Annotated in this window: 19 protein-coding genes and 1 pseudogene; 9 read left to right on the forward strand and 11 right to left on the reverse strand. The window is 64.8% G+C overall.

Features of this window, described 5'->3' with window-relative positions; all coding sequences use genetic code 11:
- The first annotated feature begins 253 nt into the window (after positions 1–253).
- Entirely contained in the window at positions 254–2,749 is a 2,496-nt protein-coding gene (rnr, locus tag AB3X86_RS19720) for a ribonuclease R (RefSeq protein WP_368597310.1), read from the forward strand.
- A 132-nt stretch (positions 2,750–2,881) separates the two neighbouring features.
- A complete protein-coding gene (gene rlmB, locus AB3X86_RS19725) occupies positions 2,882–3,625 on the forward strand; it encodes a 23S rRNA (guanosine(2251)-2'-O)-methyltransferase RlmB (RefSeq protein WP_013089240.1) in 744 nt (247 codons plus the stop codon).
- Between the two features lie 93 nt (positions 3,626–3,718).
- On the opposite strand, the gene AB3X86_RS19730 is transcribed toward rlmB, so the two are convergent.
- Both AB3X86_RS19730 and AB3X86_RS19735 read right to left on the reverse strand, forming a co-directional pair.
- Positions 3,719–4,012, reverse strand: a complete 294-nt coding sequence (locus AB3X86_RS19730) for a contact-dependent growth inhibition system immunity protein (protein ID WP_368597311.1) — start codon at positions 4,010–4,012, stop codon at positions 3,719–3,721.
- An 86-nt stretch (positions 4,013–4,098) separates the two neighbouring features.
- The gene (locus AB3X86_RS19735; RefSeq protein WP_368597312.1) at positions 4,099–4,725 is read right to left on the reverse strand and encodes an RNase A-like domain-containing protein; all 627 of its coding nucleotides are present in this window, start codon (positions 4,723–4,725) and stop codon (positions 4,099–4,101) included.
- Between the two features lie 233 nt (positions 4,726–4,958).
- Here AB3X86_RS19735 and rpiA point away from each other — a divergent pair, with 233 nt between their 5' ends.
- The 3 genes from rpiA to AB3X86_RS19750 all read left to right on the forward strand — a co-directional run bounded on the left by rpiA (position 4,959) and on the right by AB3X86_RS19750 (position 8,236).
- Entirely contained in the window at positions 4,959–5,654 is a 696-nt protein-coding gene (gene rpiA / locus AB3X86_RS19740) for a ribose-5-phosphate isomerase RpiA (RefSeq protein ID WP_368597313.1), read from the forward strand.
- Between the two features lie 433 nt (positions 5,655–6,087).
- Entirely contained in the window at positions 6,088–7,317 is a 1,230-nt protein-coding gene (locus AB3X86_RS19745; protein ID WP_368597314.1) for a glycosyltransferase, read from the forward strand.
- A gap of 496 nt (positions 7,318–7,813) precedes the next feature.
- Positions 7,814–8,236, forward strand: coding sequence for a type II toxin-antitoxin system HigA family antitoxin (locus AB3X86_RS19750; RefSeq protein WP_368597529.1), 423 nt, complete (start codon positions 7,814–7,816; stop codon positions 8,234–8,236).
- A 173-nt stretch (positions 8,237–8,409) separates the two neighbouring features.
- Here AB3X86_RS19750 and AB3X86_RS19755 read toward each other — a convergent pair whose 3' ends face one another.
- From AB3X86_RS19755 to AB3X86_RS19785, 7 genes are all read right to left on the reverse strand, one after another.
- A complete protein-coding gene (locus tag AB3X86_RS19755; protein ID WP_368597315.1) occupies positions 8,410–9,795 on the reverse strand; it encodes an undecaprenyl-phosphate glucose phosphotransferase in 1,386 nt (461 codons plus the stop codon).
- A 36-nt stretch (positions 9,796–9,831) separates the two neighbouring features.
- Complete coding sequence (locus tag AB3X86_RS19760; protein ID WP_062123840.1) at positions 9,832–10,566, reverse strand: Crp/Fnr family transcriptional regulator; 735 nt, start codon at positions 10,564–10,566, stop codon at positions 9,832–9,834.
- A 629-nt stretch (positions 10,567–11,195) separates the two neighbouring features.
- The gene (locus AB3X86_RS19765; protein WP_368597316.1) at positions 11,196–13,844 is read right to left on the reverse strand and encodes a glycoside hydrolase family 2 protein; all 2,649 of its coding nucleotides are present in this window, start codon (positions 13,842–13,844) and stop codon (positions 11,196–11,198) included.
- Between the two features lie 15 nt (positions 13,845–13,859).
- Positions 13,860–14,933: a DUF1839 family protein gene (locus tag AB3X86_RS19770; protein WP_368597317.1), complete on the reverse strand. Its 1,074-nt coding sequence runs from the start codon at positions 14,931–14,933 to the stop codon at positions 13,860–13,862.
- A complete protein-coding gene (locus AB3X86_RS19775; protein WP_368597318.1) occupies positions 14,930–16,003 on the reverse strand; it encodes an amino acid--[acyl-carrier-protein] ligase in 1,074 nt (357 codons plus the stop codon). Before AB3X86_RS19775 ends, AB3X86_RS19770 begins: the two co-directional genes overlap by 4 nt.
- A complete protein-coding gene (locus tag AB3X86_RS19780; RefSeq protein WP_368597319.1) occupies positions 16,004–17,311 on the reverse strand; it encodes an acyl-CoA dehydrogenase family protein in 1,308 nt (435 codons plus the stop codon). It lies immediately after the preceding gene.
- The gene (locus AB3X86_RS19785) at positions 17,308–17,559 is read right to left on the reverse strand and encodes an acyl carrier protein (protein WP_176119958.1); all 252 of its coding nucleotides are present in this window, start codon (positions 17,557–17,559) and stop codon (positions 17,308–17,310) included. The genes AB3X86_RS19780 and AB3X86_RS19785 overlap by 4 nt, the downstream gene beginning before the upstream one ends.
- Positions 17,560–17,925: 366 nt before the next feature.
- Here AB3X86_RS19785 and AB3X86_RS19790 point away from each other — a divergent pair, with 366 nt between their 5' ends.
- Complete coding sequence (locus tag AB3X86_RS19790) at positions 17,926–18,459, forward strand: GNAT family N-acetyltransferase (protein WP_176108731.1); 534 nt, start codon at positions 17,926–17,928, stop codon at positions 18,457–18,459.
- 9 nt (positions 18,460–18,468) lie between these two features.
- Here AB3X86_RS19790 and AB3X86_RS19795 read toward each other — a convergent pair whose 3' ends face one another.
- Entirely contained in the window at positions 18,469–19,938 is a 1,470-nt protein-coding gene (locus AB3X86_RS19795) for an oligosaccharide flippase family protein (protein WP_368597320.1), read from the reverse strand.
- Between the two features lie 149 nt (positions 19,939–20,087).
- Positions 20,088–20,252, reverse strand: a complete 165-nt coding sequence (locus tag AB3X86_RS19800) for a hypothetical protein (RefSeq protein ID WP_368597321.1) — start codon at positions 20,250–20,252, stop codon at positions 20,088–20,090.
- A gap of 140 nt (positions 20,253–20,392) precedes the next feature.
- Between AB3X86_RS19800 and AB3X86_RS19805 the strand changes: the two genes are divergently transcribed.
- The 3 genes and pseudogenes from AB3X86_RS19805 to AB3X86_RS19815 all read left to right on the forward strand — a co-directional run bounded on the left by AB3X86_RS19805 (position 20,393) and on the right by AB3X86_RS19815 (position 23,892).
- Entirely contained in the window at positions 20,393–22,255 is a 1,863-nt protein-coding gene (locus AB3X86_RS19805; protein ID WP_368597322.1) for an alpha/beta fold hydrolase, read from the forward strand.
- A gap of 116 nt (positions 22,256–22,371) precedes the next feature.
- Positions 22,372–23,313 (forward strand): annotated as a pseudogene (locus tag AB3X86_RS19810) (sugar phosphate nucleotidyltransferase); the annotation flags it as partial.
- Positions 23,314–23,328: 15 nt separating this feature from the next.
- Complete coding sequence (locus AB3X86_RS19815) at positions 23,329–23,892, forward strand: flavin reductase family protein (RefSeq protein ID WP_368597530.1); 564 nt, start codon at positions 23,329–23,331, stop codon at positions 23,890–23,892.
- Positions 23,893–24,033: the final 141 nt, after the last annotated feature.

Below are 24,033 nucleotides of genomic sequence, written 5' to 3' on the forward strand. Positions count from 1 at the left end.
TGGCACGATGCACATCCGGTGTCGCGACGCGAGTGTCGACATGCGATCAGCCAGACGCGCGTCGGCCTCGCGTTGAACGAGCCGAACCCAGGCAGTTTCCTGTGCTAATCGCAGTAGAGCAGTCGAGCAGAAGAGCAGCAAGCAGCAGGTGTAATGACCGAGGCAGCGCAGCCGCCTTACAGATGCAGCCGAGCGCAACTGCGCGCATTAAGCAAACGCCTTCCAGGCCGGACCACATCGCCGACCGACGTCCATGCAACGAGAAAAAATCATCGACAAGCCCTTGAGCAAATTTCCGTATCCGATTCCAAGCCGCGAAGAAATCCTCGGCGTGCTGCGCACGAGTGAAACGCCGCTTGCCGCGAACGACATCGCCGAAGCCCTGTCGATCAAGCGCCAGGAGCGCGAAGGATTTTTCAAGCGTCTCGGCGCGATGGAGCGCGACGGCCAGATCCGGCTCGATCAGCGCAATCTCTATCAACTGACTCATCCGTCGAACTTCGTCGCGGGCCGCGTGCAGGGCCATCGCGACGGCTACGGTTTCCTGATTCGCGACGACGGCCAGGACGACCTGTTCCTGCCCAACGGCGAGATGCAGAAGGTCATGCACAACGACCGCGTGCTCGCGCGCATCGTCGGCTATGACCGGCGTGGGCGGCCCGAAGGGCACATCGTCGAGGTCACGGACCGCGCGAACAAGCGCGTGATCGGGCGTCTGCTCAACGAGAACGGCGCGCTGATCGTCGCGCCCGAAGACAAGCGTATCGGCCACGACATCCTGATCACGCAGAACACCCGCAAGGCGAAGGTCGGCCAGGTCGTGGTGGTCGAGCTGACCGATTTCCCGAGCCGTCATTCGCAGCCGCTCGGCCGCGTGGTCGAAGTGCTCGGCGATATCGACGACCCCGGCATGGAAATCGAAATCGCGGTGCGCAAGTACGGCGTGCCGCACGAATTCAGCGAGGCCGCGCTCGGCGAAGCGGCCAAGCTGCCCGACGAAGTGCGCCCGGCCGACATCCGCCATCGCGTCGATCTGCGCGACGTGCCGCTCGTCACGATCGACGGCGAGGACGCGCGCGACTTCGACGACGCAGTCTATTGCGAGCCGGTCAAGGTGGGCCGCGGCGACGGCTTCCGCCTGATCGTCGCGATCGCGGACGTGTCGCATTACGTGCTGCCGCAAAGCGGGCTCGACACCGACGCGATCGAGCGCAGCACGTCGGTGTATTTCCCGCGCCGCGTGATCCCGATGCTGCCTGAGAAGCTGTCGAACGGACTGTGCTCGCTGAATCCGCAAGTCGACCGCTGCGTGCTCGTGTGCGACATGATCGTCACCGCGCGTGGCGACGTGAAGGCGTATCAGTTCTATCCGGGCGTCATGCATTCGGCCGCGCGGCTCACGTACACCGAAGTCGCCGCGGTGCTGACAAACACCAAGGGCCCCGAGGCGACCCGCCGTGCCGCATTGCTGCCGGAACTGCAGAATCTGTATGGCGTCTACAAGGCGCTGTTCGCGGCGCGCCAGAAGCGCGGCGCGATCGACTTCGATACGACGGAGACGTACATCGTCTGCAACGCGCAGGGCAAGATCGAGCAGATCGTGCCGCGCACGCGCAACGACGCGCACAAGCTGATCGAGGAATGCATGCTGGCCGCGAACGTGTGCGCGGCGGATTTCCTGAAGCGCAACAAACACCCGGGCCTGTTCCGCGTGCATGCGGGCCCGAGCGCGGAAAAGCTCGAGAACCTGCGCACGTTCCTGCGCGGCATGGGCCTGACGCTCGGCGGCGGCGACACGCCGCACGCGAGCGACTACGCCGCACTGATGGCGCAGATCCGCGACCGGCCCGACGCCTCGATGCTGCAGACGATGCTGCTGCGCTCGATGCAGCAGGCGGTCTACAGCCCCGACAACATCGGCCACTTCGGTCTCGCCTACGAGGCCTACGCTCACTTCACGAGCCCGATTCGTCGCTATCCGGACCTGCTCACGCATCGCGCGATCTACGCGATCCTGCAAGGCCGCAAGTATCAGCCGCAGCCGCCGCACGGCGTCGAGCTCAATACCGCGCTGTCGCCGCGCGCCCGCGCAATGCAGCAGGCCGACGAGGAAAAGCGCGGTGCCCGCGCTCGCACGAACAACGTGGCGATCTGGGAAGAGCTCGGGCTGCACTGCTCGGCCAACGAGCGCCGCGCGGACGAAGCATCGCGCGACGTCGAAGCGTGGCTCAAGTGCTATTTCATGCGCGACAAGCTCGGCGAAGAGTATGGCGGCATGGTCAACGGCGTCACGTCGTTCGGCATCTTCGTGCAGCTCGATTCGCTGTTCATCGAAGGTCTCGTGCATGTGACCGAACTCGGCTCGGACTACTTCCAGTACGACGAGATCAGGAACGAGCTGCGCGGCGAGCGCACCGGCATTCGCTACCGGCTGTCGGATCGTGTGCGCGTGCAGGTGAGCCGCGTCGATCTCGACGCGCGCAAGATCGACTTCCGTCTCGTGCGCGACACGCCGATCAAGCCGCCTGCGGCGCGCGGTATGGCGGCGGACAAGGGTGACGGCGCTGGCCCGCGAGTGCGCGTGTTGCCGTCGGCGGAAAGCGGCGCGTCGGTGCCGGGGCCGCGGCGCAAGAAAGCCGCGCCCGCGCAGAGCGTGGCGGTCAAGGAAGCGCGCGCCGCGCGCGGCGCGGCGAGGAAGCATGGCGTCGCGAGCAAGGCGGCGTCGAAGCAGGCACGCAAGAAGCGCTGAGGCTTTCACAGCGCCGGGACCGCGCGCAGCGGGCACGTGAACGCGTGCCGGTTGCGCGCGGTCTGCCTTTTGGTTTCATCTTCATCACAGTGGCGCGCGTTGAATGCGCGTCCAATCAAAGGTTGTTCAGTCATGGCACGTCATAAGGTTTTATACGGTTTCCACGCAGTGACCGCGCGTATCCGGCACGATGCGTCGACGGTCGAGGATGTCTATTACGACGCGACGCGCAAGGACCGTCGTATGACCGAATTCCTGCAGGCCGCGAAGGACGCGGGCGTGCGTCTGATCGCCGCCGACGAAACCCGCCTGTGGGGTCTCGCGCGCACCGAGCGCCATCAAGGCGTGGTCGCGCGCGCGGGCGATCTGCCGCTCGCGCAGAACCTCGCCGAACTGCTCGACGGGATCAGCGGTTCGCCACTGATTCTCGTGCTCGACGGCGTGACCGATCCGCACAATCTCGGCGCCTGCCTGCGCGTCGCCGACGCGGCCGGCGCGCATGCGGTGATCGCGCCGCGCGATCGCGCGGTGGGACTGAACGCGACTGCCGCGAAGGTCGCGAGCGGCGCGGCCGACACGGTGCCGTACATCACGGTCACGAATCTGGCGCGCGCGCTGCGCGAACTGAAGGACGCGGGCGTTTGGGTGGTCGGCACGGCCGGCGACGCGCAGAAGAGCGTCTACGAAACGGAACTCGACGGGCCGGTGGCGCTCGTGATGGGCGCGGAAGGCGAGGGCATGCGGCGTCTGACGCGTGAAACCTGCGACGTCGTCATGAACATTCCGATGGCGGGGACGGTGGAGAGTTTGAATGTGTCCGTGGCCAGCGGGGTGTGTCTGTTTGAAGCGGTGCGGCAGCGGGCGGTGAAGAAGTAGTTCTTCTGTCGTCGTTCTTGTTGCTGGTCGATTGATGGCGCCCGGAACGCGGTGGTGGTTTCGGGCGCTTTGTTTTGCGTGCGGCGGATGCGGCTATTTGCGCAGAAGGCGCTTTAGTTCATCAAAAAAGGACTCTGTTGTGTATCCCCATAAGATGGGATCGAAATTGAAACCGTACGTTTCTGAAAATATTTCATCGAGATTCTCACCTGTTTCTTTTTTGAATTTGTCTATTTCGGCCAGCGTAGCCTGGATTTCTTCGGGGGAGCTGTCTCTCTTGAAACACGAGACTATTTCATCCACGGTTTCGCCCCAATATTCTGAATCCTGATTGAGATACGCGCCGAACAGCACGTGGAACTCAGGATATGCGCTTTCGTCGATCATTTCACCAGGTACGAAATGACACCGTAGCCCACTTTTCTTCCGACATCCTTATACAGAACGAGATCTCGCCTCGGATTCGACTGAGCCTAATTCCTGATTTTCGACGTGTTGGACTCCATCACCTTGGAGATAGCCCATTCCGCGGCCGCCAAGTCCCGAAACGACGATACTACTCTTCTCTCCGATTCCAATCGCAGCCTCTCGCGCAACTGCGCCTCAGTCCTCCCCACATGCTTCAGTATCGTATGCCCGCCGATCCGGCTACCGGCTTTGGCCTCATGCGCATCCAGACCAATCCGCCCCATCGTAATCCGCGCGACGCGCGCGGCTCTGATCGAGCCGATGAGTCCGAACGGCACCGCGATATCGAGCGACACGCCAATCTGATTAGCCAGGTCCGGGCGGGCTTTTAGGGACTCGGCGAGCTTCGTCGCGCTTTGCTGTGTCAGCGTAGCCGTGTCCTCGCCCGTCAGCATCTGACGCAGACCGCTCGCCGCCGTGTCCGAGACGTGCACGCCGAACATCACGCAACCGGCCTTGCTTGCCATCGTCGGTTCAGGCAGCACGCATAGCGCTGCCGCTCCGACCATCTCCGCTACGCCTGCGGCAACCTGCAGGCCGCCCCAGAGCCGGTTGCTCAGCATCTCCGTCTGGCTGATCGATCCACGCGTCAATATGGCGGCCAGCTGCGGCGCGCTGAGCACCACGCGCACGCCATCTCCATCGTATTACTGCGACATTCCAGAATCCTCTGTGGTCTTGCGGGCCTAAAAACTAGCAAGCACCACAGCGGTTCGATATGGGCGATCGATGATTCTTATGACTCAATGTGTCCAAAGGTGTCCGGCAATCGAGTGCGCTCCACGGCACAAAGCGCGCCCAAACCGAACCCTCCCCCCGCCACTCCGGTAAACTATCGGTTTTTCACGCTTTTCCCGCCTCTCCCATGACTCAAGACGAACTCAAGCAACTGGTCGGCCAGGCCGCCGCCGATTACGTGAACGCCAACGTGCCACAAGGCTCGGTGATCGGCGTAGGCACGGGCTCCACGGCGAACTGCTTCATCGACGCGCTGGCCGCCACCAAATCCCGCTATCTCGGCGCGGTGTCGAGTTCGCTCGCCACCACCGCGCGGCTGCAATCGCACGGCTTCAAGGTGCTCGACCTGAACGAGATCGACTCGCTGCCGGTGTACGTCGACGGTGCCGACGAAATCGATCGCAGCGGTGCAATGATCAAGGGCGGCGGCGGCGCGCTGACGCGCGAGAAGATCGTCGCGTCGGTGTCGGAAGTATTCGTCTGCATCGCCGATGCGAGCAAGGTCGTCGAGACGCTCGGCAAGTTCCCGCTGCCGATCGAAGTCGTGCCGATGGCGCGCACCGCGATCGGCCGTCGCGTGACAGCGCTCGGCGGCGTCCCGGTCGTGCGCGTGACGAAAGAGGGCGCGCCCTTCATCACCGACAACGGCAACGAGATCATCGACGTGAAGGGCTTGAGCATCAGCGACCCGCGCACGCTCGAGGCGCATATCAACGCATGGCCCGGCGTCGTCACGGTCGGCCTGTTCGCGGGCCGCGGCGCGAATCTGTGCCTGCTGGGCACCGACACCGGCGTGCAAACGATCACGTACGGCCAGAATTAAGCGGCTGCATTTCCGTTCGCTCTGACGCGTGTGAACCGCTCCAGCGGTTCACACGCGTTTTTTATTGCGCTCGCCCGCCGCGGCGGCAATCGCGCGCACCTGACGGAAAATGCCTGAACCCGCGCGCAGACCATTCGCCGTCGATGCTAGCCGCGCGCGATGCCCGCCACGTCAGGTGCCATTCGCCCGCGCAGCGCTCCGATCGCAACGCGTGGCCAGGACTAGCGAGAAGAGGTGACGACGAAAACGTCAGCCGTGGTGCACGGACGAAACCTCAGCAATCAAGCCGTGATTTTGCAGAAGCGAACGGACTCTGCGAATTACTCGCGAACTGTCGCACGTCGAATGTGTGCACGCGCACGCACAGTCAGAAACGTGGCACATACACTCTTCTCTAAGGCCAGGTGGCGTTTCGTGACAGATAGGGCGGAATATGAAAGTGGCGATCGTGCACGATTGGCTGGTCGCTCCCGGCGGCGCCGAGAAAGTGCTCGAGCAGATCATCGAGTGCTTTCCCGACGCCGATGTTTTCAGCGTCGTCGATTTTCTCGAAGATCGCACGCCGCTAGCCGGTAAGCCGGTCACCACGTCGTTCATACAACGCCTGCCGTTTGCGCGCACCCGGTATCGCGCCTATTTGCCGTTGATGCCGCTTGCCGTCGAACGGTTCGATCTGTCGAACTATGACCTGATTATAAGCAGTTCTTGCGCGGTCGCGAAGGGCGTACTGGTCGGCCCACATCAGACGCACATCAGCTACGTGCATTCGCTGATGCGTTATGCGTGGGATCTGCAGCATCAGTATCTGCGCGACGCGAATCTGCTGCGCGGACCGAAGTCGTGGGCCGCGCGGGTGTTGCTGCATTATCTGCGCGGCTGGGACGCGCAGTCGACGAATGGTGTCGATCGTCTGATCGCGAATTCACAATCGGTCGCGCGGCGCATGCTGAAAACCTATCGGCGCGATGCCGCAGTGATTCCGCCGCCCGTCGACGTGAACGAATTCGAACTGCGCGCCGAGAAAGACGATTTCTATCTGAGCGTGTCGCGGATGGTGCCGCATCAACGCATCGATCTGATCGTCGAGACGTTCAACGCGACGCCGCAGCGCAAGCTGATCGTGATCGGTGATGGGCCGCAGATGGCGTCGATTCGCGCGCAAGCCGGACCGAACGTGACAGTCCTCGGTTATCAGCCATTTGGCGTACTGAAGGATTATCTGGCGCGCGCGCGAGCCTTCGTGTTCGCTGCCGAGGAAGATTTCGGCATCGTGCCGCTCGAAGCGCAGGCCTGCGGCACGCCGGTCATTGCGTTCGCCAAGGGCGGGGCGCTCGAAACGGTCGTGCCGGTCGGCGATCCGCATCCGACCGGCGTTTTCTTCGCGCGTCAGACGGCGGTGTCGGTGCTCGACGCGGTCAACCGCTTCGAGCGGCTGAGCGCGTACATCACGCCGGCGGCCTGTCGCGCGAATGCCGAACGGTTTTCGGCCCAGGTGTTCCGGCGAGCGTTCATGGCCGAGGTTACGCGCACGATTGCGGCGGTCGCTCAGGGTCTGCCGGCGGCGGAACTGGGGGAGCAGGTGACGTGGGCGGAGTCCGATCTCGCGACCCGGGAACTCGGCATCGCCAGCGACACGGCGCCGAAAAGCAGGTGGAGACAATGAGGTGAGGGTCATTCGCTGTTCTTGCCTCGTGGAGTTTTCGATGGGAGAGGGAAGGGTTTTCGTCGTCATGCAGTGATTTCGCAACAGGCAGTAACGAGCCGTTCTGACCAACGCGTCCGGGCGGCTATTGGTGTGGGCGCGTCCGCTTCGCGCTTTGTGTCGGCAGTGCGTATCGCGTATCGCGCGAAACGCACCGCGCGTGCAAGGCGAGCCGCGGCCGGCCATTGTCAAGCAGGCAGGACTGGACTTCAAAAAAACGACATCGGGGTGCGCGCCACGCGCTACGGGCGAGATATTCGCTGGCGCGGCATGCCTCGCGTGGCCATAACGACCTGAAGCAGACGTTCGCTATCGTGACCGCTGAATGTACCTCACTGCGAAGTTCGCAGTGCTGGCAATTCGGCGTGCCACGGCGATTCACTACAACAGGCAGTCGTCATTCGCGCGTCACCGATTAACGCGCCGACGGCTTTTGGACGAGGACGAATTTAAACTCATGAATGCCGATCGCCTTCCGGGACCTTTTCCCGATATTGCCGCAACCTGGGCTGCGCTTAAGAGCCAGTTGCCGATCACGCCGATTCGCACCGAAGAGGATTATCACCAGATGGTGCGCATCGCAAACTCGCTGTCCGATCATCTAAGTGGCGACGACAACGATCCGCTCGCGGATCTGCACGCGATCGTGAAGGAACTGGTCGGTCACTGGCAAGCGCGCAACCTGGCGATTCCAAAAGCGGAGCCGCGCGAGGTCCTGCGCCATTTGCTGACCACGCATGGTCTCAAGCAGAAGGATTTGGCCGGCATCGCGTCGCCGACCGTGGTCAGCGATATTCTCGCGGGGCGCCGCGCGATCAGCAAGAAAGTCGCCAAGGCGCTCGCGGTACGGTTTCAGACCGACGTCAGCCAGTTCCTGTAGCGGCGGTGTCGCGCGGCGGGTCCGTCCATGACGGAGTCCGTCGCGGCTCTTTGTCTTGCGTCAACGATGGCGGCTGTCGATCGGGCCGCCGGAGTTGGCGTTTCTATTTGCAGCGCGCCGCGGCGCCGGCACGCTGGCCGCCACCGTCGGAAGCGATCCGCTCGATCGCATGATCAGAACGCGTTGCGGCCGACGAAGCCCTTGAAAACCGTGATGAAGACGATCTTCATGTCGAACCAGAACGACCAGTTCTGGATATAGAAGAGATCGAATTTGACGCGCGCTTCCATCTTCTCGACCTTGGCGGTCGCGCCGCGATAGCCGTTGACCTGGGCCCAGCCGGTGATGCCGGGCTTGATGCGGTAGCGGTGCATGTAGCCGTACACCTGGTCTTTGTACAGATCATCGTGTTCGATCGCATGCGGGCGCGGACCCACCACCGACATCTGACCGAGCAGCACATTCAGAAACTGCGGCAGCTCGTCGAGACTCGTGCGGCGCATGAAGCTGCCGAGCTTCGTCACGCGCGAGTCATTGCGGGTCGCCTGCGTAATCTGGCCGTGCTCTTCCCGGTGCGCGGTCATCGAGCGGAACTTGTAGATGCAGAACGGCTGACCATCGACGCCCTTGCGGGTCTGCCGGAAAAACACGGGTCCCGGCGACGTGAGCTTGATGCCGATCGCGAGCACGACGAACATCGGCGCGAGTGCGAACAGCGCTAGCGCGGCGAACAGGCGGTCGAACATCAGCTTGGGCCACATCTGCGGCGGCGAGAACGGCGTCGCGCTCAGATTCAGCGTCGGCAAACCGACGACATCGACGATCGCATGATTGAACAGCGACAGACCGCGCACGTCGGGAATGAAGCGCAGATTGACGAAGTCGTGTCTGAAGGTGCGCGTGAAGCGGTAGATCGTGTGTTCTTCGCGAAGTGGCAACGCGAGCCACACTTCGTTGACGCGTTCGTCGCGCACCTTCGTCGCGAACGCTTCCAGATCGGTCAGCACGGGCAGGCGGGCCAGACGCGCGCCAGAGGCGTCGCGGCCTTCTAGGCTAGTGTCGAACACGCACACCGGTTTGAAGCCCGCTTGCGGCGCATGCTCGAGATGCGCGAGCAGCGTGCGCGCAAAGCCCGGTGCGCCGACGATCGCTACGGTGCGCGCGTTCATCCCGCGGCGGCGCACGAAGCGCAGCACCACGTGCATGATGCAGCGGGTCGCAATGATCAGCGCGCCGGAGAGCAACGTCGAATATCCGAACCATAGGCGCGACACCGCATCCATCCGATGCAGCGTGAACGCGAGCACGAGCGAGGTCGCGACGACCACGACCCACGCGGCGGCGATTCTCGCGAGCACTGGCGCAATCGCCTTGCCGCGCCACGTCTCATAGGTGCCGAAGCCCGGAAACAGCAGCAGAACCAGCACACAGTTGAACGCAATCAGAAGGCGCTCGGTATCGCCTAACGCGATTGGCGCGGGAAAGCGGATCCAGTGGGCTAGCAGACCACCTGCAATCACGAAGAGCACGTCGAGACATCGAGAAGTAGCCCTAAACATAGGCAAATCGACCCCGGTCATCGAACGGCGTCCCGCTTATTCGACGGTCTCCGCCTGGCGCAGGCGCGGCAGCAGACGATCGAATTCGCGTTTCACGAGGCCGTAGCATTCGCACGCGCGGTCTTCGAGGCCCTTGCGGTCGAGCACCTTGATATGACCGCGGCTATGATGGATCAGGCCTTCGTCGTGCAGCTTGCCGGCCGCTTCGGTGATCCCTTCGCGGCGCACGCCGAGCATGTCGGCGATCAGCTGCTGCGTGACGGTCAGATCGTTCGACGCGACGCGATCCACTTCGATCAGCAGCCAGCGGCACAGTTGCTTGTTGAGCGCGTGATGGCGATTGCAAGCGGCGGTCTGCGCGACCTGGGTCAGAAGCGCGTGCATATACAGCAGCATCAGGCGGCGCAGAAAGTCGGAGCGCGCGAACTGCTGCTTGAGTGCCTGAGCGCTCATCCGGTACGCGAAGCCCGCGCATTGCACCTGCACGCGGTTGGGCATGGTTTCGCCGCCCGTCAGGACCGGCACGCCGGTCATGCCTTCGCGGCCGACCGCGGCGATCTCGACGGAGCTGCCGTCTTCCATCGTCGAGAGCATCGAGATGATCGCGGTGGTGGGGAAGTAAACATGATGGATCCGTTGACCCGAGTCGCATAGCAGTTGCTCGGTGCGCAGATGAACCAGTTCGAGGTGGGGGGCCAGCGCCTGCCATTCGTGCGAAGGCAATGCCCCCAGCAGATGGTTACCGTGCAAATCGGATTGAAGTGTCAACATGATCGGTCCTCGCATGAAAGCCGCGCCGCGCGCGACTCTCTCCGTTTATTCGATCCGATGCCCGCATCCTCGGGACAGGGCTGCCCGGCGAGCAGCTAGGATGACCAGCATCGGCCCCGTTATAGGCCTGTCTGCCACCGCCTCTGTTGTTGCGCTCGTGTGCGGTGGCACTCTGTTGCGTGAAGGTAATAGCGAGGACCGTGCCAACGTCAGGGAAAACGTGTGCTGATGCGGCGCAGCGAACAAACCCGGAGTGCGTCGGAAGGGGAAAAGCGGCTTTTTGTTTCAGTTCTGCACACCCCCTCCGGATGGGGAATGCATCGTATGAAAGCTTTGGGTTTCGGGGAATCCCTTGATATCAAAGGCTTCACGGCCAAAAACAAGAGGGCTGTCGAAGCTGTCTCAGATTTGAACCTGGCGCCGCATGCACGTTTTGAAGCGCTAGACCTGAAGTGTCGGAAATGATTCAGAAGTGTTAAATGAAGTGCGTACGCTGTCGCGCGCGAAGCCTTTCAGAGCCGCTAACAGTCGCGTTCGAGCCAACAGTGACTGTGCGGAGCAGACAGTTCGAGAGGTGCGAAGCAGGCTCTGGCGCGCCTCGCGGGCCTGCGACTAGTTCGGAACCACCACTAGCCGTAAAAGATGGCGGAAAGCGCATTGATCGCGCGGACTTCCCCTTGTGGCGCCGCGCTTGTTTCATCCACTTTAAAGGCCGCGTTTGATGCAGGAGCAACGACTTCTTGCGGCGACGCGGCGAACGCGGTCGGCAACAGCGGTTCGAGCGGAAGCAGCGGCACGATACAGCGCCGGTTCGGCGCGAGATGGAACCAGTCGCGCGTCGCGCGATAGTGCGGGTCAATGATATGAACGAAGCGCGCAAAGCGCTTCGTTTCGATCGCGAGCTGCCAGCCGTTGCCGTCGCCACGACGTTCGACCTGAACGGTCATACCGAGGTCATCTCGCGCGTGCACGCTACGCTCGGGCAGATGAAACGCCTCGGACACGATCTCGCCGCTCGCGGCATCGTATAGCGTTGCAATCGTGACATCGTGCGCGCGCGGGCCGAAGCGGTACGCATGCGTCAGATCGAAGAACTGGCCGAGCAGCGCGGCCGCGCTGATGCGTTGCAGGCTGCGCGGCGCAAGCGTCAGCGCGCTGCGCGCGGACGTGACCTTCACCATGCCGTCGCGCAGACAGACCAGTTCGAGTTCGCCGCTAAACGTTTGCGCGCGCTCGTTGATCAGATGGACATCGAGGCCGTTCAGGCCTTCGTCGGTCAGCGTGACCTGCAACGGCTGCAGTGTCTGCGCGAAGCCGTGCAGCGCGCTTTTCGGCCGTCCCGTCGCGTCGATCACGCCCCAGCCCGCGCCCGCGCGCAGATCCTGCAACTGCCACACGAGGCCGCCGCCGCACGGTGAGCCCGCGCGCCGCCACTCGGCGAACACGTCGCTGATCAGATCGGCAACCACCGCGCGCGACAGATCCAGATAGCGCGCCGTGTCTTCATAGCGCAAGCGCGCCGGCTCGACGCCGTAAAGCGCCTGCAGATAATGATCGCGCACGTCGTCGAAATCCCAGCCTGCACCAGCATCGCGCGGCACGGCGGCTTTCCAGCGCGGGTCATGCGTGTGGATCGTGCCGAGCGCGTCGTGCAGCGTCGCGTCGTCGGGGACGTTGGCGAATGCCAGGCATTCGGCGGCAAAGCGCACCTGCGCGCGCCGCACGTCGGCGAGCGGCCGCTGATACGCGCCGACGCCGTAGTAGTGCGTGACGCCCTCGTTAGTCGAAAACGGCCACGCGCCACCCGATGGCGAATTGCTGACATAGGGCACGTCCGCGCGTTCGCGCGCGACGAGCGCGGGTAGCAGCTCGCTAAACAACGGTTGCGCGCGCCGCGCCGCGGGCAGTCCGAACATCGCCGCCTGCTGATCGACCTCGCTGCCCCCGCATAGCACCGCGAGCGACGCGAAGCGACGCGTGCGGGTCAGGAACTGGCTCGCTTCGCGCTCGATCAGTGCGCTGAATGCGGCATCGTTCGGGTAGTCGAAATTCGCCAGCGCGAGGTCCTGCCAGATCAGCAGGCCGTACTCATCGGCGAGCGCGTAAAACAGATCTGATTCATAGAGCATCGTGCCGCCGACGCGCAGCATGTTCATGCCGGCGGCGCGCGCGAGCTCGAACGTATGGCGCAATTGCGCTTCGGTGCCTGCTAGCGTGACGAGATCGGCGCTGGTCCAGCACGCGCCGCGACAGAACACGGGCACCTCATTCACGCGCAAGGTAAAGCCCGCAGCATCGGCGCCGCGATCCACTTCGATGAGACGAAAGCCGATCGAGCCTAGAGACTGGCTGCTCACGTTGCCGTCGGCGAGTTGCAACGTCAGAGGATATAAAGCGGGCTCTCCGTGCGTGTGCGGCCACCAGCGTTTCGCATCGGGCACGCGCACGTCGCCGGTGAGTGTATATGCATCGCGCCATTGCAAACACGAAACATGGTTGCCGCACGCGAGTGTCGCGCGGCAGGCGGCGTCGTGGGGGTGTACGAAACGTAACGTGAACGAAACAATCCCATCGTCCTGCTCGAGCCGGCTGGTCAGATCAATCGTGTCGAATGCGTGCGGCGCGTCGCCGAGCATCTCGACTGGACGCCACGGCCCGACCGCCTGGATCGGCGGACACCAGCCGGGCATGTGGCCGAGCAGCGTGGTGCGCACGTTGCGAAGTGTCGGCGGCGACACGAGGCGTGGCCGCCAGCGCGCACGCGAGCGTTTGGCCGCCAGCGCCGGCGTCAGCGAGCGAAAGCACAGCACGAGCGTCGCACGGCCATTCAGTTCGATATCCACATCATGGGCGATGAACATCGATGCGCAATCGAGCCGCTTCACATCGTCGAGCCACACTTGCGCGAGCGTCGCGAGTCCATGAAAGCGCAGGCGGCGCCGACCGGTGCCGATCAGCGTGACGCGATACCAGTGATCGTCGAACGCGAGCGGTGGCGGGTGATCGACATCGAACAGCCCGGCGGCGCGCCGCGCGCTCGCGACGGTGCCGGGTACGGGCGCGGCGAGCCAGCCTTGCGCGGGCAGATCGGCCGGTGACGCATAGGCGTTGGGTGGGGTGCTCAGACAAGCCCAGCCGGTGTCGAGCCGTTGTGGCCATAGGGAGAGCGCGCCGTCCGCGCGCGGACGGCCGGCTCCGCTCTCGTCAGCCGCCGGATCGAGTGTCGATACATCCACGGTCAATTCCCGGAGAAACCGCGCGGCGCGAGGCACGCGCATCAACGCATCAACGCATTAGCGCACCAGAGCGGCTAGCGGCGGCAGCGTTTGTTCATAGGCGCTTTCAAGCACGTCGAAGCAGTCTTCGCAGCTATCGCGGCGACCCCGCGCGAGCGCGCGAATCAGCCGGAACTGCATCACCATCGATTCCGACGCGATGCGCTGCGCGGCGGCCGGTATCGTCGGCGGCATCTCGAAGCCCTGCGCGCACAGCCACTGCAGATACTTCGACAGAAACTCGAAGTTCGCACCGAGCTGCCGCATCAGATTGAACGAGTACAAATGGAAGTACGCCTCGTCGCGCTCGAACAGCGTATCGAGATGCGCGGGAAACGCGGCACGCCATTGCGAAATCGGATTGCTCAATGGACGCCGCTCCAGATGCGCGCGCAGCAGTTCCGCCGACGCCTCCGCGAGCGCGGTGCCTTCGAGCGCGGGCCGCGCCTGCTTGGCGAACTCGACGTACGGAAACAGCAGATCGGGCTGGCCGGTGAAATGCGGCAGCTTGCGAAACACGCCGTCGTAGTCGTCGCCTTCGAGCTGGTGGTAGCCGGTGTTGTGGAAATAGCCGAGGCGGCGCGCGGCGGTATCGACGAAGTCGATGCCGATCGTGGTCTTCGGATGCTCGCTGCGATACGAGGTCGCGCGCGTATCGGGCAGGTAGTAGCCGTCGACTTCGACCAGCACGGTGTGGCCGCGCAATGTCTGCGCGAGCACGCGTTCTTCGAGCGAATCGTAGATCGCGAGCTCCTGCACCTGGGTGCCATACAGCCGTTCGAGATCATCGAGCGGAAACTTGAAGAACGTGAACTGATCGCCTTCGAAGTCCTGCGTGACCGTGAACGCGAGCGCCGCGCGCGGGTCGAGCCCGAAGCCGTGCAGCAGCTCTATCCACAGATCGACGTAGCAGTTGGTCTCCTGCCACACGCGTTCGCCCTGATGCAATGCGTGCGCTACGTGCTCGCGCGGCCGCGTGCCGGCACGGGGCGCCGCGTGGGTCTCCTGATGCGTCGGCGGATCGCCTGCGCGTCGCGGCAGCGACGAGTTGGCGAGCGAGCCGGCAAGCGCCGAAGTCGGCGATGAGTTCATGCGCGCTCTCCGGCGACGGCTGCGGTTTGCATAGATTGCGCCGCCTGCAGCGCATCCGCGACGCGGCTCCCGGTATCGCCCCACAGCAGCGCGCGCACGTCGTCGGGCCACGCGTCGACGTCGAGCCCATGATGACGGAACAGCGCGAGGGTGATGCGTTCCATGCCGAAGCCGACGCAACCCGTATGCGCGGTCGTGCCGTCGTCGCAGGCAATCTTCCAGATCGCGCCGAAGTGGTCCATGTGATAGTTGAACGACAGGCAGGCCGTCTTGCCGCGCGGATCGGCGACCGCGATCAGCAACTCGAACTTGAGCGCCTGCGCGCGCTGGCTATCGGCGACGATCTTGCCGCCGCGGCCGAAGAACGGATCGTTCGCAAGATCGACTTCGACGGGCAAGCCCAGCAGCTTCACGAGCAACGAGCCGCGCTCGATCCACATCTGCCGGAACGCCATCACCTGCTCAGGGCTGCCGAGACGCACGTATTCGCGTTGACGGAACATTTGCATCCGGCCCGGATCGAGCGACGGCTCATGGCGGAAGCAGTACGACAGCACGTCGATCGTGCGGCCGCCGGCGGGCAGGGGGCCGCGCCGCGCCATCACCGGATAGATCGGATAGCAGGCGGCCGGCGTCAGCACGACGCGGGTCGGTTTCTGTTGCGCTAGCCACGCGTCGCCGCGGTCGTCGTCGCTGTCGGTCATCGCCTCGTCGAGCGCGCGCAGCAGACGGTGGTGGCCCATGTCGTCGCCGCAGAACGCATGGATGGTGCCCGCGAGATTCGGAAAGCTCTTCAGGTACTCGCTGTCCTCGAAGTCGGTGCGGCGCATCGCGGGCGGAAAACGCAGTACTTCGGCTTGCTGATCTTTGCCGAGATGCGTAATCGCCACGTTCAATCGATCGATCACGTCCTCGAAAATCTGGCTGCGGCCATACAGTCCGTTTTCGCCGGTGTCGATCAGCAGGCCGGCTGCCAGCATCTCGTCGCGCAGCGTGAGCGAAGGCCCCACGTCGGTGGCGGGGGCCGCCGCGGCAGTGGCAGCAGCGGCGGTATCGATCATCAGCTTCATTCAGGGTCTCCCCGGCGCGGCAGGACGTTGCGCGAGCAGCAGACTCGCGGTGTTCTGCGCGATACGGTCGTTATTGATCATCAAGGGCGCCGAGTGCAGGTCGCGCAGATGGCGGCCGACGCTATAGGGCGTGCCGTTCTTGTAGCCCGCCATGCCGCAGATCATCAGCACTTCCTGTACGACCTGCAGCGCGGTGCTCGAGATGCTGGTCTTCAGCGTGTTCATGTCCGACGCGAAACCGAGCATCGCCGCGAGCGGGGCGTCCGCGTGGATCGCGCCGTCGCGCGCCTGATGCGCGGCGCGCGCGGCCTCCAGTGCAACCGACAGACGCGCCTGCATCATCTGCAGCAGCCCGACGGCTTCGGCAAGCCGCAGGCCCGCCGGCGGCATGGTGCCGGGCTTCGCGCGCGCCTGCGCGCGGAAGAACGCTTTCGCGCGATTGACCGCGTCGATCGCGATGCCGGTCCACACCGACGCCCACAGCGTGTGCGACACGGGCAGCATGGTCTGATCGGCGATGTCGGCGAACGGCGTCGCAAGAATCTGTTCGGCGAGTCCCGTCGCGACGAGCCGGAAGCCCTCGCTGCAGGTGCCGCGCATGCCCATCGCGTCCCAGCCGCCGCGTCGCTCGAGCTGCGTTTCGGCGCGCAGCGCGACGATCAGCACCTGGTCGGACGCGGCCGCTTCGGCGGTGCGCCGCGCGGTCACGAGGATGCCGTCGGCGTGCGCGCCGTACGAGATCGTCGGTGCCAGCTTCTCGATCCGGAAACGCGCGCCATCGAGTTCGACCGAGCACGCGCTCGTACGCATGTTGCCGCCGATCGTCTCTTCCGATGTCGCCGACGCGAGCAGCCATTGCTGCTCGGCCAGTTGCGCGAGCAGGCTCGCTTGCCAGGCCGAATTGCCGCGATGAGAGTCGATGCACGCGACCTGAATCTGATGCATCGCATAGATCATCGCCGTCGATGCACAGCCCTGGGCGAGCGTTTCGCAGATCGCGCCGATGTCGGCAAGCGACAGGCCCGCGCCACCGTAGGCGGTCGGCACCATCGCCGATAACAAATGCTCGGCCTTCAGCGCGTCGAACGCCTCGACCGGAAAGCGCGCGTCACGGTCGACAGCGTCCGCGTATTGCGCGGCGATCGCCGCGCACCGATGCGCTGCGGCACGCCATGCGGGACCGCTGTCGAGCGCGGTCAGCGCCCCGGTGGCGGGGCTCTCGCCAGCGCCGGTCCGTGCGTCGGTAGTCGAGTTCGCGGCCGCCCCGCAGGCCGCCGCGGCGGCCTGATCCAGCAGCGGCGCGCTCATGCTGCCGCCTTGGCCTGCAGCAACTCCGTCATCGCGGCGGCCATCGAGTCGATGCTCGAGAACAGGCGGCGCGTCAGCATACGGTCAGGAATTTCGACGTTGAATTCGTCTTCCATGGCAAGCATCAGATGCACGGTCGCGAGCGATGAGAGTCCGGCAGCATAGAGGTCGGCGTCGTCGGCGAGGTTTTCCACCGGGACGTCGAGGCGTGCGGATTCTGAAAGGATGCGTCTCAATGCAGTTTTCATGCAGTGCTCCCCCTTATGGTCAAAGGTCTGCCGATAGGTGCCGGGATCGAATGATCGTGGGCGCCTGATTTTCGTAGGTAGATTCGTGCGGTGCGAAGACCGCAGTGTGTGCGCGATGGTGCGGTGCGGTGATGCAGGCGGGCTGTGTGAAGCCATCTGCGATACCGGGGCACGTGGTGAGACTGCGCTTCATTGGCTCGTATTTAAGAATCGGCAACCCCGAGCGTCAGTGCGATGGCGCACGGAAGCACGTCTTTCGCGCAGGCTACCGTGTAGTTGATGATGCGGGACCGTCATGGATTCGCCGGCCGTCTCGCACGGCAGGCAGCGCCGGTTTCGCCAGGTATTTTGACCGCCGGGGGCGTGATGAACTGGAAAACGCTGGAGTTCGATCAGCTATCTGCACGTGAGTTGTATGTCGTGCTGCGTGCGCGCAGTGCGGTATTCGTCGTCGAGCAGTCACATGTGTGCCTCGACGCGGACGGTCGCGACGAGCACGCTTTGCATGTGTTCGCGGTCGACGACATGGCACGTCCAATGCCGGTGCTCGCCTATGCGCGGGTGCAGCCTGGCGATTCGGAAGATCCGGAAGTGACGATCGACAAGGTGCTGACGAGTCCGCTGCGGCGCGGCGACGGTACCGCCGAGATGCTGATCGAGCGCGTGCTCGAAGCGGTCGCCGAACGCTGGCCGGGCCGCGCCACGCGCGTGAGTGCGCCGCTTGGCTTGCGCGGGTTCTACGAGCAGTTCGGCTTTCGCAAAACGGAGGGGCCGTACCTCGAACACGGAATGCCATACATCGGTCTCACGCGTCAGGTGCGCGGCGCTCAGGCGCGCTTCGGGCAGCGGCGGCGCGAGCGCGCCGGCGCATCGTTCGCCAACACGTTCGAACTGTTGTGATGCCGGGGCTCAGCCTCGTGCCCGTCCGGACGACGGCACGAGACGCAGCCAGAGCCGGTAAAGCGCGGCGCGCAATTCGCTGGACCCGCGCAGCGAGATGCCGAAGTTCGCTGCGCTCAACGCGAGCGCAGCGACGATCGCCAGCAGCAGCGCGTCGATCGAATCCGCGAGCGCGAGCGCGACTAGCAGAAACGCCAGATGCGCGAGCATGTTGCGCACGATCGTCCACGCATGCAGCCGTGAGAAGGCGAGCAACACCGAGTAATCGAACAGCGCCTTCAGCACGACGACGACCGCCGCGCCCATGATGCCGAACCAGTGGATGCCGCACCACAACGCGCCGGTGAAGAACGGCAACTGAAGCCAGCTGACGCTTGCTACCGCCGCGGGATGGGTCTGCGCCTGCAACAGGCTGCCGAGGATGCTCGACTGGCCGCTCAGCCACACGCCGACGATCAGCACGCTCGCGACCGGCGCCGAGGCGGCAAGCTGGGGACCGAGCCACAGCAGCAGGAACGGCTTCAAGGCGAACAGCGCGACGATCACGCACGGCGTAAAAGCGCCATTGAGAAACGCGAGCGCATGGTGCGCGAGCGCGTCCGCATCCTCGCGCGACGCGGCCGACAGACGCGGAAAGAGCGTGCGCACCATCGCGAGCGGCAGCAGGTTCAATCGATTGATCAGGTTTTGCGGTGTCGCATAGTAAGTGACGAAGCGCGCGCCGAGCAGTCCGCCGACGAACACGCGGTCGAGGGTCGAGGCAATCATGTTGGCGCCGGAAAACATCAGCAGCCAGCGGCCGTAGCGGAACAGCCCGATCATCACGCGCCATTGCGGCAGCCGCATCCGGCGAATGCCGAGCGCGCGAATGGCGGCCACGCCGAGCATCAGGCCGGCGATGAAGCGCGCGATCACCGCGGCCGGAATCACGAACGCCAGCGACGGCGAAAAGCAGAAGATCGCCGCGATCGGCAGCAGCTGGAACAGCGCGGTGCCGAGCATCTGGTTGATGTTGTAGCTCGCGAAGCATTCGACGCCGGTAATCGCGCCCGCGAATACCCACGTGACGTTCGTGATCGGCACCGCGACCGCGATCCACGGCAGGCTCGCCATCACTTCATGCTGGAACGCCGGCTCGATTTTTACGCCGTAGGTGATGTAGACGATGGTGCCGCCATAAATCAGCGCCCCGCCGATGATGCCGGTGCCGAGATTCATGAACCACGCGCTCCAGAAAATCGGTTCGATCGATTCGTCGTTGGTCGCGCGCGCCTTGGCGATCTGGTTTTCCGTCGCGAGGCTGGTGCCCAGATCGAGGACGCTGAAGTAGCCGATCAGCGCCCACACCAGATTGATCACCCCATAGCGCTCGGCGCCCAGCAGATGAATGTAGGCCGGCACGGTCACGAGAGACACGAAGGTCGGCGCGACGGCTCCGGCAAAGTTGATGCAGATGTTCCTGACGATGCTTCGTTCCATGGTCCCTTGTCCGGCCGGTGACGGGCGAGCCTATCGTATGACTTTCCCGTCGGCGCCGTCGCTGGTCTTGCATCTTGCCCCCAGGCGCCGCGTGGCTGTGTGGGTGGCCGTACAGATGGCCGCGATCGGAGGGAGTTAAATGACAATGGTCATAGGGTGGCGTGGTAGTTGGCCACGTGCCTTGGCGTCGCGCGCGGGCGCGCCCGCACCTTCTCCTTCACCTGATGCTCGCGGCACGCGCGCCGCAGCCGCCGGCATTCAATACAGCGCATGAACGACGCGATGAGCCGCATTTCGGTCCATGCGCGGGGCATGCTGCACTGCACAGCACGCTCACCGACACACGCGAGCCCAGCTCGATTCGGAGCCCAAACCAATGTGGCGGGACGCACATATGGGCGACAGCGCCTTTGTTGTAATCACACGAAAAGGAAGAAAACGTAAGGAGCGGACAGTGAGACCCATCGTCTTCGACGGCAACTTCGGCTGGTTGCATTCAGCCCACGGCCCGGATGGCGTTGTGATGTGTTCCCCGTTTGGCTATGACACGCTGTGCACGTATCGCGGCATGCGCCGGCTCGCCGAGCGCCTCGCCGCCCGCGGCATACCGGTGCTGCGCTTCGACTACCCGGCGAGCGGCGATTCGGCCGGCGATCCGACCGACGCCGGCCTGTGGCGCGCGTGGATCGACAGCGTCAAACAGGCGGTCGCGCAGCTGCGCGCGGCGACCGGTGTCGAGCGGGTCAGCTTGTGCGGTCTGCGTCTTGGCGGCATGCTGGCCGCGCTTGCCGCGCAGGAACTCGGCGACGTGCACGGTCTCGTGCTGATGTCGCCGGTGCTGTCGGGCAAGACTTATCAGCGCGAATTGCGCGCGCATTACCGGCAGTGGCTGAACGATCCTGCCGCGATGGATTGCGTGGTCGAGCCCGATACCGACGAGTTCGTCGAAGCGTACGGCTTCCGCATGTATCGCGACACGCTGGAAAGCCTGCACACGGCGGATCTGTATCGCGCGACGGGCCGGCCGGCCGCGCGCGTGCTGCTGCTCGATTCACTGAACCCCGTGCGCACCGGTGCGCTCGCCGCGCATTACAGTGAACATGGCGTCGAGCTCGAGCTTCACCCGTTCGACGAATACGGCCGCTTCATGATGGAGCCGCTCGAAAGCGAAATACCGCACGCCGCGTTCGAGACCATCGAGAACTGGCTGCTCGCGGGCAGCACGCGAACCAGCCCGGCGGCGGCGCGCGTACCCGAGCGAGGCGAAGAGCCGGCGGGCGGCCACTATGTCGCGCCGACGCTGCATGAGACGCCGGTATGGCTAAACGACGGCAAGGTGTTCGGCATCTACTGCCGGCCCGACGGCGCCGCGGCGGCGCACGCACCGGCGGTGCTGCTGCTCAATACCGGCGCGGTGTCGCGGATTGGCAACGGGCGTTTCGGCGTACATTTCGCGCGGCGTCTTGCCCGCCAGGGGATCGCTTCGCTGCGCATCGACGTCGGCGGTGTCGGCGACAGCATGCCGTCGTGCGACACGCTGAGCCTCGACGCGCTGTACTCGCAATCGAGCGCCGCCGACGCCGCATGCGCAGCGCGCTGGCTCGTCGCGCGCGGTCATGCGGGCGCGGTGCCGGTCGGCATCTGCTCGGGCGCCTATACCGGCCTGCATGCCGCGGCCCGCGAACCCGCGGTCGTGGGCGCGGTGATCGTCAACGTACAGAAGTTCAGATGGCACAACGTCTGCGACGAACACGGCAAGCCGATGATCCCGGTGTCCGCGTTCGGCTCGACGCGCAACTACATGCGCTCGATGAAGCAGCCGGGCAAATGGCTGCGCGTGCTCAAGGGCAAGACGGGCGGCTGGGGCCTCGTGCGCGAGCTGGTGGTACGGCAGCTCGCGAAGACCGGCGAAACGCTGGCCGACCGGATCGAGCGGTCGTGCGGCCTCGAACTCGGCGCGCGGGACGAGCGGCATCTGTTCGCCAACCTCGATGCGCGGGGCGTCGACACGCACCTGGTGTTCGGTGTGCTTGACGAAGGCGTCGAGGAGCTCGAGCGCTACTTCGGTGCGCGCGGCACGCGGCTCGCGCGCTTCACGCGCATTCACGTGGCCTTTTGCAAGCACACCGATCACGCGATCCTGTCGTCGGTGGCGCAGGAAAACATCATGTCCTACGTCGAGAACGTCTATCGCGGCGGCTTCACGAAGCTGCGTCAGCCCGACAGCGCCGCGCTCGACGGCGAACTGCACAGGCAGCACCCGGAACACGATGAGCATCGCGGCCCGGGGGCGTTGCGTCCGTTCGGAGAAGCATAGGGGACACGCGGCGGACAGAGGGGCACGCGCGTACGACCAGAAACGATTGCGACCACGAGGCACCTGCTGGCGTCATGCCGGCCGGTGAACAGGAGTTGGATTCGAGAGGATCGCAAATGAACCGAATAGTAGAGCCAGGTAATCCGCTGGCGCCGGGGGCTCGCGCCGCCGCCGCGCTGCACGAACTGACCGTGCAACCGGTGATTCTCGTGGGCGACTCCGGTACGAGGCCGTGGCCGCTGTCGCGCGAACGCAATTCGAAGCAGCTGGCCGGTCCGATGGACGACCGCTCGCTGCTCGAAGCGACGCTGCGTTGGCTCGACGATGCGCTCGACTCGGCCGCGCACGACGCGGCCCGTGCCAGGCCGTCCGCCGCGCCGCTGGTGGTCTGCCGCGACGAATCGCGGCTGCCTGCGCTAGAGCGAGTCGAGCGGCGGTACCGCAAGCCTGCGCGCTTGCTGCTCGAACCGATGGCGCGCAACACCGCGCCGGCGCTGAGCGTCGCGGCGCTCGCCGCGCGCGCGTCGGCTGTGGCTGGCGACGATCCGATCCTGGTCGTGCTGCCCGCCGATCATCCGAGCGCCGATCACACTGCATTCGGTGCGGCGCTCAACGAGGCGCTCGCGCATGCCTCGCGCGGCGCGATCGTCGCGTTCGGGGTGCCACCGCAGCGCGCGGCGATCGGCTACAGCTATATCCGCACCGCCGCGCCCTTGGGCAACCGGGGCGCGCGGACGATCGGGCGCTTTGTCGAGAAGCCCGATGCCGAGCTTGCCGAGCGCTACTTCGCCGCGGGCGAGTACTGGTGGAACTGCGACATGTTCGTGGTGCGCGCGTCGGTATGGCTCGACGCGATCGGCTTGTGCCGTCCGCTGATCGCGGCGGCCTGCAAGGACGCATTCGCGGGCGCGAGCATCGACGATGCCGGCGCGGTGCATCTCGCGCGCGACGCGTTCGCCGCGTGTCCGTCCGACTCGGTCGGCCATGCGGTGATGGAGCGCATCGGTACCGACGCGCGTCTTCTCGGCGTGACGGTACCGCTCGGCGCGGGCTGGCCGGACGTCGGCGCGCCCATGCGCGTCAATGCAGGTCGACCCGATAAGCCAGCCGATGAAGCGCGGTCGCCGTCATTCGACGAGCGGCGCTTTCGTCATGCGCTCGGGCGCTTCGCAACCGGCGTGGTGGTGATCTCGACCGGCAGCGGCGACAGCCTTCACGCGATGACCGCCAACGCGTTCATGTCGGGGTCGCTGAAGCCGCCGCTGATCGTCGTGTCGGTCGGACATCGTGCGCGCATGCATGCGCGGCTGATGGATGCCGAGCTATTTGGCGTCAGTGTGCTGTCGGAGGCGCAGGAGTCCCACAGCCGCCATTTCGCGGGCGAGGCGCAAAGCCACCTCACGCCGACTTGCGCACCGTGCTTCGCGGCGGTCGACGGCCTTGCCGGCGTCGTGCTGCTCGAGCACGCGGCCGCGCGCTTCGCCGCGCGCGTGGTGGACCGCCATCCGTGCGGCGACCATACGCTGTTCGTCGGCGAAGTGCTGGTGTTCTCGCTCGACGAGCACGCGCCGCTGCTGTTTTTCGGCGGCCGCTATGCGTCGGTGGCGGCGAGCGCGTCGAACGAGGATTCGGCGTGATGCGATTGCCATCGCATGTTTGTTCGCCCGAGCACGCAATCGCCGGACCACGTCCGTGCAAATCAGACAATTTCGTCACGCCAACGTGCGAATGCGCACTAATTAAACCGGGTAACGCAGGCACGCTTTGACGGGCGAGCT

It is taken from the genome of Paraburkholderia sp. BR14374 (genome assembly GCF_040948685.1).
In the GTDB taxonomy this organism is placed as follows: domain Bacteria; phylum Pseudomonadota; class Gammaproteobacteria; order Burkholderiales; family Burkholderiaceae; genus Paraburkholderia; species Paraburkholderia youngii.

Bases quoted from the DNA above. Each gene is read 5' to 3' on its own strand.
- AB3X86_RS19760 (WP_062123840.1), bottom strand. From the start codon at position 10,566: ATGTTGACACTTCAATCCGATTTGCACGGTAACCATCTGCTGGGGGCA.
- rnr (WP_368597310.1), top strand. From the start codon at position 254: ATGCAACGAGAAAAAATCATCGACAAGCCCTTGAGCAAATTTCCGTAT.
- AB3X86_RS19790 (WP_176108731.1), top strand. From the start codon at position 17,926: ATGAACTGGAAAACGCTGGAGTTCGATCAGCTATCTGCACGTGAGTTG.
- AB3X86_RS19755 (WP_368597315.1), bottom strand. From the start codon at position 9,795: ATGTTTAGGGCTACTTCTCGATGTCTCGACGTGCTCTTCGTGATTGCA.
- AB3X86_RS19770 (WP_368597317.1), bottom strand. From the start codon at position 14,933: ATGAACTCATCGCCGACTTCGGCGCTTGCCGGCTCGCTCGCCAACTCG.
- AB3X86_RS19800 (WP_368597321.1), bottom strand. From the start codon at position 20,252: ATGCCCCGCGCATGGACCGAAATGCGGCTCATCGCGTCGTTCATGCGC.
- rlmB (WP_013089240.1), top strand. From the start codon at position 2,882: ATGGCACGTCATAAGGTTTTATACGGTTTCCACGCAGTGACCGCGCGT.
- AB3X86_RS19745 (WP_368597314.1), top strand. From the start codon at position 6,088: ATGAAAGTGGCGATCGTGCACGATTGGCTGGTCGCTCCCGGCGGCGCC.
- AB3X86_RS19730 (WP_368597311.1), bottom strand. From the start codon at position 4,012: ATGATCGACGAAAGCGCATATCCTGAGTTCCACGTGCTGTTCGGCGCG.
- AB3X86_RS19750 (WP_368597529.1), top strand. From the start codon at position 7,814: ATGAATGCCGATCGCCTTCCGGGACCTTTTCCCGATATTGCCGCAACC.
- AB3X86_RS19780 (WP_368597319.1), bottom strand. From the start codon at position 17,311: ATGAGCGCGCCGCTGCTGGATCAGGCCGCCGCGGCGGCCTGCGGGGCG.
- AB3X86_RS19815 (WP_368597530.1), top strand. From the start codon at position 23,329: ATGCGCGTCAATGCAGGTCGACCCGATAAGCCAGCCGATGAAGCGCGG.
- AB3X86_RS19785 (WP_176119958.1), bottom strand. From the start codon at position 17,559: ATGAAAACTGCATTGAGACGCATCCTTTCAGAATCCGCACGCCTCGAC.
- AB3X86_RS19765 (WP_368597316.1), bottom strand. From the start codon at position 13,844: ATGCGCGTGCCTCGCGCCGCGCGGTTTCTCCGGGAATTGACCGTGGAT.
- AB3X86_RS19795 (WP_368597320.1), bottom strand. From the start codon at position 19,938: ATGGAACGAAGCATCGTCAGGAACATCTGCATCAACTTTGCCGGAGCC.
- rpiA (WP_368597313.1), top strand. From the start codon at position 4,959: ATGACTCAAGACGAACTCAAGCAACTGGTCGGCCAGGCCGCCGCCGAT.
- AB3X86_RS19775 (WP_368597318.1), bottom strand. From the start codon at position 16,003: ATGAAGCTGATGATCGATACCGCCGCTGCTGCCACTGCCGCGGCGGCC.